The sequence below is a fragment of the Paenibacillus sp. ALJ109b genome (genome assembly GCF_010747435.1).
Lineage (GTDB): Bacteria > Bacillota > Bacilli > Paenibacillales > Paenibacillaceae > Paenibacillus > Paenibacillus taichungensis.
In genome coordinates, this window is sequence record NZ_JAAIFP010000002.1 from 1 (window position 1) to 13,961 (window position 13,961).

The window sequence follows — 13,961 nt, forward strand, 5'->3', positions numbered from 1 at the left end:
GAGATATTGAACACAAGCATGTAATATGTGAATCTTTTTACATAATTTATTGGATAAGCAGACTGCCAAAGCGAATGTGCGTTTCGCATTTTTTATGAACATTTTGCGAGTTTGCCGCATACACTTGAGAACACCGAAGGACCTGGGGGTCCTTGGGGGAGCGATGCGGGAGGTCGAGATATGTCATATGAAATCGTAGAAGCCATGCTGGCCCGGCGGGGTGTACAGATTGATGCAATCGCGGAAATTGTATATCGTCTGCAAAAAGGGTACCACCCGGAACTGACTATGGATGACTGTGTCACGAGTGTAAAATCGGTACTGCAGAAACGTGAGGTGCAATATACGCTATACACAGGTATAGCCCTCGACGAGCTTGCTGAGAAACGCCTTTTGCCGCAACCTTTGCAGGCAATTATGGAGGCGGATGAATCCCTGTATGGAGTGGACGAGACTCTTGCTCTTGGCATTACCCATGTGTATGGTATGATCGGTTTAACCAGTTTTGGTTATCTGGATAAAGAAAAGATTGGTGTCATTCATGATCTGAACGAAGCAGGACCAGCTATACATGTTTTTCTGGACGACCTGGTTGCCGGGCTCGCCGCTGCTGCTTCTGCCCGAATTGCTCACAAAAATATTAAAGCCAAGAAATATCCATCGGATATCTGATTTTCTTCATTTGTGTTTTCATTCATTTGGTATCTTTTGTTTGTTCAGTGGAAGGTCATCCAGGGTGGCTTGTTGCTGCCCTGAGCGGCCTGAAATCCCTTTTTGAGAAGGAAAGCCCTAGGAACATTGCATCAACCATATCGGTTATCCTCGCGGGACAAATGTCCCTCTAGTTCTCGTTTTCTCCCCAAAGGTCCCGAACCCTTCCTTGCAGAAAAAAAGTGAGGTATGTTATCATTAGTCCAATATACGGGCTCTGAACATTAGCTTAGGGGGCGGACATGGCATGTGGACGGTGATTTACATTGCACCGACAGCAAAGGTTGCGGACAAGATTAAGACCAAGCTTTCGGAAGAAGGTTTTCTGGTACAGACCCGTCCCATCAGTTTATCCAAGCAGCAATTTGAGATTCGCGTCCCTTCAGGGGAATTGGAAGAGGTTCAGGAAGTGCTGAATTCGATTCTGCATTCCTGATTCATTCGATATCAGACGTGCCTTGGCAGTGAAGAAGTACCAATGGTACATAAGGGACTGACCGCGTAAGCGGAGTGAGGAATCGACTTGCATGTATTGTATGCTGCTGTCCTTCCTTCTTTTTTTGTTAGGACAAGGACCGACCAGATTGCTCCCAGAGACCCTACCAAGACAGATTCAAACATCGGCGCAACAATCTTTCGGTTATTGCAGGTAACATCAATCGTGCTGACAGAAGCCGCTGATCCTTGCCTTATACCGGCGGATTTTTTTGTTGTGAATGCTGGACAAGGCCCATGGCAGCGTATGGGTCGTAAGCGGTTTACCGCAGCGCGCGGATGAAGTTGCTACATGCAACGGACTGCAGGTTGCGGCCATCAAATCAACGGCTGGAGAGGTGTAGTTGTGTTCAAAGATATATTCCAGAAAAAACGGAAGTACGCCACCATACCTTCCGAGCGTGCGCTTCGTGGCGAAGGTCAGGAAGCTGGAGAACGTCCAAAACGTGAAATACCTGAAGGGCTTATGAACAAGTGCAGCAAATGCGGCACGATTCAATATAGCAAGGAATTGGAAAAAAACTTAAAAGTATGTCCGGCTTGCGGTTACCATATGCGTTTGAACGCAATGGAACGTATTGCTATGGTTTTAGATGAGCAAGGGTTTGTGGAGCATGACGATGATATGATCTCGGTTGATCCGCTCGACTTCCCTGGATATAGCAACAAACTGGAACAACAGCGTCTGAAGTCGGGACTGAAGGAAGCTGTCATTACGGGGGAGGGAACCATAGAAGGTTTGCCTGTGGTTGTTGCTGTCATGAGCTTCGACTTCTTCACAGGTAGTATGGGTTCGGTAGTAGGGGAGAAAATTACTCGTGCGATTGAGCATGCAACAGAGAAACGCTTGCCTTTGATCATTTTCTCAACATCTGGGGGTGCCCGGATGCAAGAGAGTATTCTTAGCCTTATGCAAATGGCAAAAACAAGCGCGGCTTTGTCCCGTTTGGATGAACAGGGCGGGTTATATATTTCGGTCATCACCGATCCGACGACAGGTGGAGTTTCGGCCAGTTTTGCGAGCCTTGGTGATATCATCATTGCTGAGCCGGGAGCTGTATTTGGCTTCGCCGGTAGAATCGTCATTGAGCAGACGATCCGTCAGAAACTGCCTGATGATTTCCAGACGGCAGAATTTAATTTGCAGCACGGCCAGCTGGACATGGTGGTCCATCGCAAAGAACTTCGATCCACCCTTGGCAAGCTTCTAGACATGCATAGTGAAAAAGGAGGGGTCTAAATGGCGGGTGAGTTGCCATATGAAGCGCCTCTGGTTGAGATGCGCAAAAAGATCGAAGAGCTCGTACAGTTTGGACAGGAAAAAGGCATCGACTTCACCGACGAAATTGCCCGCCTGGAAGAACGTTATCATAGACTCGAAGAAGAGATTTATTCCGGCATAACGGCTGCCCAGAAAATGCATCTGGCGCGGCATCAGCAGCGTCCGACGGCACTGGATCTGATCCAATTGATATTTACCGATTTCATTGAGTTGCACGGCGATCGCATGTTCGGAGATGATCTGGCGGTTGTTGGCGGACTGGCGAAGCTGAACGGAAAAACAGTAACGGTCATCGGCCAACAGCGGGGGAAAGATACAAAGGATAATATCGCCCGTTTTTTTGGGAGCGCACATCCGGAAGGATTCCGAAAAGGGCTGCGTCTGATGAAGCAAGCGAACAAATTTGGTCGTCCAATTATTACATTCGTTGATACTAAAGGGGCGTATCCGGGTAATACTGCTGAAGAGAGAGGTCAATCGGAAGCTATTGCCCGTAACCTGCTGGAAATGGCGAAGCTTTCGGTGCCCGTTATCATAGTGGTCATCGGCGAAGGCGGAAGCGGCGGGGCTCTAGCTATGGCTGTGGGTAACCGTGTGTTGATGCTGGAGCATGCGATTTACTCTGCGATCTCTCCGAACGGTGCTGCGTCCATTCTTTGGAAAGATGCATCCAAGGCAGATCAGGCGGCTGAAGCGATGAAAATAACGGCCAAAAACCTTCTGGAGATGGAGGTCATTGAAGAAATAATTCCTGAGCCACGCGGCGGTGCTCATCGGGATTATGAAGAATCTGCGGCTGCAATAAGCGATGCTTTGGTTCGTCATCTGGACGAGATGAAAGGATGGAGTGGTGACCAATTGAAACAGGATCGGTATGAGAAATTCCGTAAAATTGGATCAGTCACGTTTGAACCTGAAGTGCAGATTGAAGTTCCCCAAGTGCCTGTCGAAGTCGATACAGCAGGTAATTTGTCGGGAAATGCTGAATGATGTGACGAATTTCCTATACAAATGAGCAAAAGTATAGTAAATTTAATAGTTGGAAAAAGAAAAAGAGATAAAAAGATAGACCTTTAAAATCGGAGGAAACCCAAAATGCGCAAAACAAAGATTGTATGTACGATTGGTCCATCCAGTGAATCATTGGAAAATACCAAAAAATTGATTATGGCCGGTATGAACGTGGCCCGTTTGAACTTCTCCCACGGTGATTTCGATGAGCACGGCGGACGGATCACAGCAATTCGCCAAGCATGCGAAGAGCTGAACAAGACAGTAGCGATCTTGCTGGACACCAAAGGACCGGAAATTCGGACAGGTAAACTCGAAGTGGAGCCGATCGAATTGGTTCAAGACGAGTACATCACTTTGACAACAGAAGAAATTCTGGGCACCAAAGAACGTCTTTCCATTACGTATGCAGATCTTCCGAGTGATGTTGAACCGGGATCTACAATTCTGATCGACGACGGTCTGATCGGACTGACTGTGGTGGAAGTGCAAGGCACCGAGATCAAATGCCGTATCGTTAACGGTGGTACGATCAAAAGCAAAAAAGGTGTTAACGTTCCGGGAGTTGCTATTTCTCTGCCGGGTATCACTGAAAAAGATGCCAACGATATCGTATTCGGTATCGAACAAGGTGTCGATTTTATCGCGGCTTCTTTTGTTCGTAAAGCAAGCGACGTCCTTGAGATTCGTGAATTGCTTGAAAAACACAATGCCGGACATATCCAAATCATCTCCAAAATTGAGAACCAACAAGGTGTGGACAACTTGGATGAAATCCTTGAAGTGTCCGATGGCCTGATGGTTGCTCGTGGAGACCTGGGTGTAGAGATTCCTGCGGAAGAAGTACCATTGGTACAAAAACGCATGATCGAAAAATGTAACGTTGCAGGCAAACCGGTTATCACAGCTACACAAATGCTGGATTCCATGCAACGCAACCCGCGTCCAACACGTGCAGAAGCAAGTGACGTGGCTAATGCGATCTTTGACGGTACAGATGCAATCATGTTGTCTGGTGAAACAGCTGCGGGTAAATACCCAGTTGAATCCGTTCTGACAATGTCCCGTATTGCCGAAAAAGCAGAGTCCGCTCTGCCTTACCAAGAGCTGTATCTGAAACAACGTGTAGCTCAACAAACAACAGTTACTGAAGCAATCAGCCAATCTGTTGCCCTGTCAGCTCAAGATCTGAACGCTAAAGCGATCATTACTTCGACTGAATCCGGTCATACAGCACGCATGATTTCTAAATATCGTCCAGAATCTCCAATCATCGCGGTGACAACGGAAGACAGAACTTCTCGTCGTCTTGCATTGGCTTGGGGTGTAACACCAGTCAAAGGAAGACTTGTTGATTCTACTGACGCTTTGTTTGAAAATGCAATTGAAGGCGGCGTGAAATCCGGACTTGTAAAAGAAGGAGACCTTGTTGTTATTACAGCGGGTGTACCTTTGGGTCGTTCCGGTTCCACTAACCTGATCAAAGTAAGCCAAATTCCAAACAACGCATAATTGTGTTTGGACGAGAAGCAACAGGAATGAAGCAATGGGGCGTTTGCGTCCCGTTGCTTTTTTTCCATCTTTATGACACTTTAACGCCGCTAGATACGTAAGAATTGGTATATCGAAGGAGGCCGGTAACATGCAACAACAAAGCAATGGCAGTTGGTACACGGCACGCCTTCGCGTGCGTTATCAAGAAAGTGATCAGATGGGTGTGGTCTATCACGCTAACTATTTGAATTGGTTTGAAATCGGTCGAACCGAGATGATTCGCCAAATGGGGTATACATATCGTAAAATGGAAGAACAGGGGTTACTGCTTCCGGTAACCGGACTGGATGTGAAATATCATAAACCTGCCCGGTATGATGATGACATTGTCATTTTCACCCGTATTGCTGCATTTAGTGGTCTGCGACTGAACTATGAGTATGACATAAGGCGCATGACTCCAGACCTTAATGAGCAGATAGGCATTGGGCAACGAGTATGGTCATCTGAGGAGTCCCTTCCTGGTGAACGGTTGGTTACAGGCTCTACCCAGCATGTATGGGTCAATGGGGACTGGAAGCCAGTCAGGCTGGATAAGGCAGCTTCTGAGCTCTACAGCGCGCTTGAGAAAGTGTGGCTTTCAGGAAAGGGGTAATACGTAATGCGAAAATGGATGTGGGCCCTGCTATTAATCATTCCGGTGATTGAACTGTTTGGTTTCATTCTTATGAGTGACTGGATTGGAGCCGGAAAGACATTGCTTCTCATGATTCTCACGTCCTTGATCGGTATAGCAATGTTGCAGTTTGAAGGACGAAAAGTACTTATTGATGCCAAATCCGAGATGGAGCGCGGTAAGGTGCCCGGAAGGAAAATGGTAGATGGACTATTTATTTTTGTCGGTGGTTTCCTGCTGTTGATTCCGGGATTTATCACAGATCTGATCGGTTTTACACTGTTGTTTCCAGTAACACGTTCAGTGTACCGTCTATTCTTCCTTGGCTGGCTGGAGAAAAAAATGAGAAACGGAAGTATTAAGTTTTATCGTGGTCCGAAACAATAGGATATACCAGCATCAATTAAAGAAAGGCACCCACCACCAGATTCAGTCTGATGAGCGGTGCCTTTTTTAATCTTGATGATACGCGGATGACAGAAAACAGAAATGATGATTTCATCGGACACGTCCGTTAATAATGTATGTTCGGAGATCACGAAATACGTTCGCTCGATTGAATGCATCAAGGATAACGAGGCTGACAGGACCGATGATCAAACCGAGTACACCGAACAGTTTCAATCCGACGAACATGCCAACCAATGTGGCGAGAGGGTCCAATCCGACACTGCTGGCAAGCACTTTGGGTTCAATGATTTGGCGCGCAATCAGCACAATGAGATATACAATACTGATGCCGATCCCCAGGTACAGATCTCCATTCATAAGCAGGTATGCCGCCCAGGGAACCATCACGAGGCCAACCCCGAGATAAGGAAGCAGATCCACCAGACCGATGAACAAAGCAATCGTGAAGGCAGACTTAACCTGGAGCACAAGCAATCCGATCATGACAAATAATGCAGTGATGGAGATCATGATCAACTGGGCTCGTGCATAACCGAACAGTGCTTTTTTGAGATCATTCCATATGTCGGTAATCGGTTTGCGAATGGAAGAGGGTACCCAACCCGATACGGTAATGCTATGTCTGGTCCAACTTTTGCTAATAAAGAAAGTTGACAGCAGGACCACGATTAATACGGCTCCCATATTGGGTAGAGAAGTGAGCAGGTTCAGGATCATGTTGAAAAATCCGGTGACCAGATCCGTTACTGCTGTACCTACCGTTTCGGTTGTTTTGCTAATATTGCTGTTAATGGTCTCCTGATAGTTGGGATTTTCTTTGTAAAATTCATTAATCTGTCCAATTAAACTCTGAATTGTGTCATTCTGAGTCCAGCGGACGAACGTAGCCTTAATCTCATCGACATGAAGGTCGAAGCTTGTTGTTAGTGAAATGACTTCCTTGACCATACGGGTTACCGCAGCAGACAATACGACGACAATGGCCCCAAAATAAATGATTAGTGATAAGGTTACAGCTAGCCAGCGAGGAAATCGGGCCTTGTATTGAAGCAACTTCACCAGAGGGTTCATCGCATAAGCGATAATCCAGGAGATGGCAAAAGGATATAACAGCGGGAACAACAGGTATATGGCAACGGCAATGAGTATGGTCGCGATAATCACCCATAAGCCGCGCAACAGGCGTTTCATTATGATTCTATCCAAGCATCAACTCTCCTTATTCCATTTCAAGCTACCATGAAGGAAGCACAGGAAGCTATCTAGTTAATATAGAGCAAATACACTGATTTGAAACGCCAGGATGTCGTCGAATTATATCTTTTCTTTTGCCTAGAGTATGCCTCATGTTCACAAAATATAGCAATAAAAACTTGATTTATAGCACGGATTTATATAAAAAGAATAAAATGTCAACCTTGTTTTTGTAAAGGTTTTCAAAAATGCTTTATCGGTCTGATAAAGAAGTTTGATGTGCGGATGACCTCGCATCATGTTCACATAAACGACAAAATCCAGTATGATGAGATAAGGAAATACCGATTGACAGATATGAAAACCGGATATTGAGGTATTTATTAATTTTAAAATGTAAATGGTTACAAAAGAAGGACGAGTGCGTTTGAGCACGTAGATGACACTCTGGATGGGTTCTTGATTTCGTTTATTAAAGGAGAGATGTAATATGACAGCTACCAAAGGTCTGGAAGGCATCGTTGCAACAACCTCTTCGATCAGCTCCATTGTAGACGGTGTGCTTACATACCGTGGTTACGATATTGACGATCTGGCAGAACATGCAAGCTTTGAAGAAGTTGCCTATTTACTGTGGTTTGGTAAATTGCCAACTACGGATGAACTGAAATCCCTTCGCAAAAGCCTGAGCGATTACGCGCCGATTCCGAGCGAGTTGATTGCACAAATCCAATTGTATCCGAAAAACATGAGTACCATGGCAGCACTGCGTTCCGCGGTATCCGCACTGGCTCTGTACGATGAGCAGGCTGATGAGATGACAACGGAAGCGAATGAGAACAAAGCGGTTAAGCTGCAAGCGCAGTTGCCAACCATTGTGGCAGCCATAGCCCGTATCCGTCAGGGCAAAGAACCTGTGGCCCCAAAAGAAGGCGCTTCCATCGCAGAAAACTTTTTATATATGATGACTGGAGAACAACCAGCCGAGACTGCTGTTAAAGCCCTTGATCAAGCGCTTGTCCTGCATGCGGATCACGAGTTGAACGCTTCTACATTTGCAGCACGTGTAACAGTAGCTACGCTGTCCGACATCTATTCGGGAGTAACTTCTGCGATTGGCGCACTGAAGGGACCATTGCATGGCGGTGCAAATGAAGCCGTTATGAAAATGCTGAATGAGATTGGTACACCTGATCGTCTGGAGGCGGCTATTCAAGAAAAATTGAACAACCGTGAGAAGATCATGGGCTTTGGACACCGTGTATACAAAAATGGAGACCCACGTGCAAAACATCTGCAAAAGATGTCCAAGGAACTGGGCGACATGAACAACGATACACGCCTGTACGAAATGTCGGTGAAGATTGAAGAACTGGTAACAGGACAAAAAGGTCTGAAACCAAATGTAGATTTCTATTCCGCTTCCGTATACACCCAATTGGGTATTGAAGAGGTACTGTTTACACCAATCTTTGCGATTAGCCGTGTATCAGGTTGGACTGCTCATATTCTGGAACAACTTGCGGATAACCGTATTATTCGTCCGCGCGCAGAGTACACAGGCCCAACAGATCAGAAGTACGTTTCAATCGAACTTCGCTAATGGCATCAAAACCAGTATAATAAAAAAGGACGGAGTGAAGGGTGTAACCTGTTGGCTAATACGGTCAGCCTGTTCATAACCCTTCCTCCAACAAGACAAGCGGTATGTCATCATACTGCATCTACGAAACCCAAGGAGGAATTATACTAATGAAATTAGAAAAATTTGCTCACCCAACTGAAGGCGAAAAAATTCAAATTGATAACGGTACACTGCAAGTACCTAATAACCCGATCATTCCATTTATCGAAGGTGACGGTACAGGCCGTGACATCTGGAAAGCTTCCAAACGTGTATTGGATGCAGCTGTTGAAAAAGCATATGACGGCAACAAAAAAATCGCATGGTATGAAGTGTTTGCTGGCGAGAAAGCATTCAATACATACGGGGAGTGGCTGCCAAACGATACGCTTGAAGCCATTCGCGAGTATATCGTAGCGATCAAAGGACCACTGACTACACCAATCGGCGGCGGAATTCGTTCCCTGAACGTAGCGCTTCGTCAAGAACTGGATCTGTACACTTGCTTGCGTCCTGTTCGTTATTTCGATGGTGTACCTTCTCCGGTTAAACGTCCTGAATTGGTAGACATGGTCATTTTCCGTGAGAATACGGAAGATATCTATGCGGGTATTGAATACGCAGAAGGTTCCGAAGAAGTGAAAAAAGTAATCCAATTCCTGCAACAGGAGATGGGAGCAAACAAAATCCGCTTCCCTGAAACTTCCGGTATTGGTATCAAGCCAGTATCCTCTGAAGGTTCCAAACGTTTGGTACGTGCAGCAGTACAATATGCCATCGATCACAACCGTAAGAGCGTTACATTGGTACACAAAGGTAATATCATGAAATTTACAGAAGGTGCCTTCAAAAACTGGGGTTATGAAGTTGCTGAAGAAGAGTTCGCTGATAAAGTGTTCACTTGGGCACAATACGATATCATTAAAGAAAAAGACGGTACGGATGCAGCTAATGCAGCTCAAAAAGCAGCTGAAGATGCTGGCAAAATCATCGTGAAAGATGCTATTGCCGATATCGCTCTGCAACAAGTATTGACTCGTCCAGGTGAGTTCGATGTAATCGCAACGTTGAACCTGAACGGTGACTATCTGTCCGATGCACTTGCTGCACAAGTTGGCGGAATTGGTATCGCTCCAGGAGCGAACATCAACTATGTAACAGGACATGCTATCTTCGAAGCTACTCATGGTACTGCACCTAAATATGCAGACAAAGATGTCGTGAACCCTGGTTCCGTTATTCTGTCCGGCGTTATGTTGCTTGAGCACCTGGGATGGCAAGAAGCAGCTAACCTGATCTACAAAGGTATGGAAACTTCCATCAACAACAAAACAGTAACTTATGACTTTGCACGTCTGATGGACGGCGCTACTGAAGTGAAATGTTCTGAATTTGCTGATCAAATCATTAAAAACCTGTAAGGGGAGATGTGAATCGTGACTATTCAGCGCAAAAAAATCACAGTAGTCGGCGCCGGATTTACCGGAGCTACAACGGCTTTGATGCTTGCCCAAAAAGAACTCGGGGATGTAATTCTGGTTGATATTCCACAATTGGAAAACCCGACTAAAGGTAAAGCGCTCGACATGTGGGAAGCTAGTCCTGTTCAGGGCTTCGACAGCAATATCGTCGGTACTTCCAACTACGAGGATACTGCAGGTTCGGAGATTGTTATTATTACGGCAGGTATTGCCCGTAAACCGGGTATGAGCCGTGATGATTTGGTCAACACGAATGCAGGAATCGTGAAGTCTGTTTGTGAAAATGTGAAAAAATATTGCCCTGATTCCATCGTCATTATTCTAAGCAACCCGGTAGATGCAATGACATATGCAGCTTATCAGACGCTTGGTTTTCCTAAAAACCGCGTAATCGGTCAATCCGGTGTACTGGATACTGCGCGTTATTGCACATTCATTGCACAAGAGCTGAATGTATCGGTTGAAGACGTCCGTGGATTCGTTCTTGGCGGACACGGAGACGATATGGTACCACTCGTTCGTTATTCCAGCGTTGGCGGGATTCCAATCGATACCCTCATCCCGGCAGATCGCATTGAAGCCATCGTACAACGCACACGTGTTGGCGGCGGTGAGATCGTGAACCTGCTTGGAAATGGCAGCGCATATTATGCACCAGCAGCTTCATTGGTGCAAATGACTGAAGCCATTTTGAAAGACAAAAAACGAATCATTCCGGTTATTGCTTACCTTGAAGGGGAATATGGCTACAACGACTTGTTCCTTGGTGTGCCAACCGTTCTGGGTGGTAACGGAATCGAAAAAATATTTGAACTGGAACTGACTGCTGAAGAAAAAGCGGGACTAGACAAATCTGCGGATTCGGTTCGTAACGTCATTTCAGTAGTAAACCTGTAAGTTTGAAATTTTTTTGACAGGAACAGACAGAAAACCTCCGGATCATCCGGAGGTTTTCTTTTCTTTGGATAAGTTCCCCAGTATAATGAGATGTGATGTATAGCACACTGAATGAAATTTTTGAGGAGGATGGACATTTTGACAATGATTATGTATTTGCTCCATATTATTGGAGCACTGGCGATGGGCTTCTATCTGATCTTGCCATTCGTAGTTGGCAAAATCCGGACCTTGAGTGTCGCCGCTCAAGAGGGAGCATTTGCATCGCTCCGTTCATTGAACCGTATCGCACAGTACGGACTTGTGATTCAGCTTCTTACGGGTGGTTACTTGATGACCAAGGGTGACTATTCCTATGTGTGGATGGGTGTAGTAGTGGTATTGTTGCTGGCTATCGCAGCAATTGGTGGCATTATGGGGAAACCGCTACGGTTGGCAGCAGAGGCTGTGAAAAGCAATCGTGACGTCAGTGCAGAGCAGAGCAAGATTCGTACGTTCAGCACATTACTGGCCGTATTCCTGCTCATTATGGTATATCTGATGGTGAACAACCAGGTAATCTAATAACTGCTGCGAACAAGTTTTATTGGCGAGCTTAACATAAAACGTTTGCACTTCTAACGTTGGGACAAGCTGAATAAGAAAGTGAAATCTTGAATCGTAGTGAAATAGACAGCCCAGAGGCTGTCTATTTTTGTTCGCTTGGTTTGGCAAAATGTCTGACAAGAAGCAAGGTGGTGGTGTTGAACTAGCGGCATGTATAGGTTCACTTTGTTTACTCTACATTTTGTTAACTTAGGCTCACAGCGTGAGCAAATACGGTGTTACGACCGTTACGCTTGGACTCATATAGTGCTGTATCAGCATCACGCAGCAAGGATTCCAGAGAATCGGACCCTCCATTATATTGCGCCACTCCGAAGCTTGAAGTTAGTGGAATACGAGTGCCCTGTACCTCCAGCGGGGCATTCAACAAAGCCATGCGTAACTTCTCTGCGAGCTGTTCACCATCATGGAGAGATGCATTGGGAACCGCGATAACAAACTCCTCTCCTCCATAACGTGCAAACAACATCTCTGGGTTCAGATAACGATTACATACAGAGACTACATGAATGATCGCCTGATCACCAACGTCATGTCCGTAGGTATCATTAATTCGTTTGAAATGATCAATGTCAAATAATATAAAGGCTGCAGGCCGCAGATTAAGCTGGGCTTCACTCAGTATCTCTCGACCTCTAAGTAGGAACTGCGTACGGTTATAAATTTTGGTGAGACCATCGAAGTAAGCCAGCTGTTTTAATTGTTCCTGAAGGAAACGTTGCTCTGTAATATCAATCAGCATAATCAGAGTGCCAACGGCCTGTCCGTCTTTGTTATAAACATAAGAGGTTCTTACTTGATAGCAGACGGTCTCTCCGTTCAATTGCCAGTACAGATCGGTTTGCAGACCTTCTCGGCCATATTCAACTGGAAAAGTCTCACCGGCAAGCGACAGCCATATATCGTTCAGATGTTGACCCACCATGCTGAAATCAAGCTCTGGAAGCATATCACGCAGGGATTTGTTGTAATCGACGAGACGATTGGAACTATCCAGCACAATAACGCCTTCACGCATGCTCTCAAAGATACTATCTTTGGCAATAGGTACGATGGTTAGCAGTCGGGATCATAGAATGGCCCAGATGTACATTGCGGATGTTATGCACATGAGAACCGGAACAGGGTCCATACCACCTGGGGTCAGACCAAGCAAATACAGAAAGGCCGCTACCATGGGAATAAGCTGTGAAGTGATCAGTGTAAGTAACTGACGACGATACATCTTTTTGGTATGTTTCCATTGTCCGACGAGAATAAGACAGGCACATAGCAGACAGGAAAAGGTGAATGCACCATGAACAACGTACCATTGCCCTATGGCAATATCCATTAGAGGGACGGGACTGTCTTCTCTTAGCCATACTCTTTTATAGAAAAGATGATGAAAATCATTTGTTGCGACCATGAACAAGGTAATGGAAGGGATTACAAACAGCGCCGCAGAAGCTTTTTTGGATAACTTTTTACCCGTGTATTGCATCATGAGCATCAGTCCAAGAGAGGCGGAGAAAGGCATGCCGATGTATTCGACGACCGTCCAGAATTTCATCTGCTCCAGTGTATTGCTGGCGAGTTCAATCGCGTATCCGAAGGTGTAAACGGACAGAGATGCTGTATAGAGAATGAATATCTTCGAACTGGGGATTTCTGCTCTTCTAACATAAGTATATAAACACAGAAAAACATTCAGCACAGCTGATGTTGTTACAAGTGTTATATAAGAATTAATGTGCGATTCCATGGGTTAGGTCTCCATATTAGATCAGAATACTTGCTTAATTGGGTAGTATGATAGCTTCATTCAAACTGGATCAATGTATTTTAAAGCTTATCTGTATACTGTACATTGTACATCAGCCCATACTGCATAGGAATACAATTTGGGTGGTGAATCAGTTCAATTTCGAAAAAATTTCGAATGTTTGGCAAAATAGGTCGAATTCAATGCGGCTTTGCCTCAGTTACAGCATGTCTACGAGTGAAGATAAAGAAACAACCATATTAGTATTGGGGATTTTTCTGTTTGACTGCCAAAAGGGCGTGGTAAGTAAGTATCGAGACAACAGATCAGGAACT

The 13,961-nt window shown here is 45.4% G+C and carries 14 protein-coding genes; 11 read left to right on the top strand and 3 right to left on the bottom strand.

The window, feature by feature from the left end; genetic code table 11:
* Positions 1-180 precede the first annotated feature (180 nt).
* The 7 genes from G3352_RS01945 to G3352_RS01975 all read left to right on the top strand — a co-directional run bounded on the left by G3352_RS01945 (position 181) and on the right by G3352_RS01975 (position 6,056).
* Positions 181-672, top strand: coding sequence for a phosphatidylglycerophosphatase A family protein (locus G3352_RS01945; RefSeq protein ID WP_024629130.1), 492 nt, complete (start codon positions 181-183; stop codon positions 670-672).
* Between the two features lie 286 nt (positions 673-958).
* The gene (locus G3352_RS01950) at positions 959-1,147 is read left to right on the top strand and encodes a hypothetical protein (RefSeq protein WP_017689496.1); all 189 of its coding nucleotides are present in this window, start codon (positions 959-961) and stop codon (positions 1,145-1,147) included.
* Positions 1,148-1,552: 405 nt separating this feature from the next.
* A complete protein-coding gene (gene accD / locus G3352_RS01955) occupies positions 1,553-2,446 on the top strand; it encodes an acetyl-CoA carboxylase, carboxyltransferase subunit beta (RefSeq protein WP_163753552.1) in 894 nt (297 codons plus the stop codon).
* A complete protein-coding gene (locus tag G3352_RS01960) occupies positions 2,447-3,478 on the top strand; it encodes an acetyl-CoA carboxylase carboxyltransferase subunit alpha (RefSeq protein ID WP_163753378.1) in 1,032 nt (343 codons plus the stop codon).
* 105 nt (positions 3,479-3,583) lie between these two features.
* Entirely contained in the window at positions 3,584-5,011 is a 1,428-nt protein-coding gene (pyk, locus tag G3352_RS01965; protein WP_063568089.1) for a pyruvate kinase, read from the top strand.
* Positions 5,012-5,141: 130 nt separating this feature from the next.
* Positions 5,142-5,648, top strand: a complete 507-nt coding sequence (locus G3352_RS01970; protein WP_163753380.1) for an acyl-CoA thioesterase — start codon at positions 5,142-5,144, stop codon at positions 5,646-5,648.
* A 6-nt stretch (positions 5,649-5,654) separates the two neighbouring features.
* Complete coding sequence (locus G3352_RS01975) at positions 5,655-6,056, top strand: FxsA family protein (RefSeq protein WP_163753382.1); 402 nt, start codon at positions 5,655-5,657, stop codon at positions 6,054-6,056.
* A 111-nt stretch (positions 6,057-6,167) separates the two neighbouring features.
* On the opposite strand, the gene ytvI is transcribed toward G3352_RS01975, so the two are convergent.
* Positions 6,168-7,286, bottom strand: a complete 1,119-nt coding sequence (gene ytvI / locus G3352_RS01980) for a sporulation integral membrane protein YtvI (RefSeq protein WP_163753384.1) — start codon at positions 7,284-7,286, stop codon at positions 6,168-6,170.
* Between the two features lie 478 nt (positions 7,287-7,764).
* Here ytvI and citZ point away from each other — a divergent pair, with 478 nt between their 5' ends.
* The 4 genes from citZ (at position 7,765) to G3352_RS02005 (ending at position 11,840) form a co-directional block, all read left to right on the top strand.
* Positions 7,765-8,877, top strand: a complete 1,113-nt coding sequence (gene citZ, locus G3352_RS01985) for a citrate synthase (RefSeq protein ID WP_163753386.1) — start codon at positions 7,765-7,767, stop codon at positions 8,875-8,877.
* Between the two features lie 149 nt (positions 8,878-9,026).
* Positions 9,027-10,319, top strand: coding sequence for an NADP-dependent isocitrate dehydrogenase (gene icd, locus G3352_RS01990; protein WP_062329572.1), 1,293 nt, complete (start codon positions 9,027-9,029; stop codon positions 10,317-10,319).
* 15 nt (positions 10,320-10,334) lie between these two features.
* The gene (gene mdh / locus G3352_RS01995; protein WP_076289784.1) at positions 10,335-11,276 is read left to right on the top strand and encodes a malate dehydrogenase; all 942 of its coding nucleotides are present in this window, start codon (positions 10,335-10,337) and stop codon (positions 11,274-11,276) included.
* A gap of 138 nt (positions 11,277-11,414) precedes the next feature.
* Positions 11,415-11,840 (top strand): hypothetical protein, encoded by a 426-nt coding sequence (locus tag G3352_RS02005; RefSeq protein ID WP_099854726.1) that lies wholly within the window; start codon positions 11,415-11,417, stop codon positions 11,838-11,840.
* A gap of 226 nt (positions 11,841-12,066) precedes the next feature.
* Here G3352_RS02005 and G3352_RS02010 read toward each other — a convergent pair whose 3' ends face one another.
* Positions 12,067-12,900, bottom strand: a complete 834-nt coding sequence (locus G3352_RS02010; RefSeq protein WP_163753389.1) for a diguanylate cyclase — start codon at positions 12,898-12,900, stop codon at positions 12,067-12,069.
* 51 nt (positions 12,901-12,951) lie between these two features.
* Positions 12,952-13,626, bottom strand: a complete 675-nt coding sequence (locus G3352_RS02015; protein ID WP_163753391.1) for a histidine kinase N-terminal 7TM domain-containing protein — start codon at positions 13,624-13,626, stop codon at positions 12,952-12,954.
* Positions 13,627-13,961 lie beyond the last annotated feature (335 nt).

Excerpts from the sequence above, each read along its gene's own strand:
- G3352_RS01945 (WP_024629130.1), top strand. The coding sequence starts at position 181 with ATGTCATATGAAATCGTAGAAGCCATGCTGGCCCGGCGGGGTGTACAG.
- G3352_RS01950 (WP_017689496.1), top strand. The coding sequence starts at position 959 with ATGTGGACGGTGATTTACATTGCACCGACAGCAAAGGTTGCGGACAAG.
- G3352_RS01960 (WP_163753378.1), top strand. The coding sequence starts at position 2,447 with ATGGCGGGTGAGTTGCCATATGAAGCGCCTCTGGTTGAGATGCGCAAA.
- pyk (WP_063568089.1), top strand. The coding sequence starts at position 3,584 with ATGCGCAAAACAAAGATTGTATGTACGATTGGTCCATCCAGTGAATCA.
- G3352_RS01970 (WP_163753380.1), top strand. The coding sequence starts at position 5,142 with ATGCAACAACAAAGCAATGGCAGTTGGTACACGGCACGCCTTCGCGTG.
- G3352_RS01975 (WP_163753382.1), top strand. The coding sequence starts at position 5,655 with ATGCGAAAATGGATGTGGGCCCTGCTATTAATCATTCCGGTGATTGAA.
- citZ (WP_163753386.1), top strand. The coding sequence starts at position 7,765 with ATGACAGCTACCAAAGGTCTGGAAGGCATCGTTGCAACAACCTCTTCG.
- icd (WP_062329572.1), top strand. The coding sequence starts at position 9,027 with ATGAAATTAGAAAAATTTGCTCACCCAACTGAAGGCGAAAAAATTCAA.
- G3352_RS02010 (WP_163753389.1), bottom strand. The coding sequence starts at position 12,900 with ATGCGTGAAGGCGTTATTGTGCTGGATAGTTCCAATCGTCTCGTCGAT.
- G3352_RS02015 (WP_163753391.1), bottom strand. The coding sequence starts at position 13,626 with ATGGAATCGCACATTAATTCTTATATAACACTTGTAACAACATCAGCT.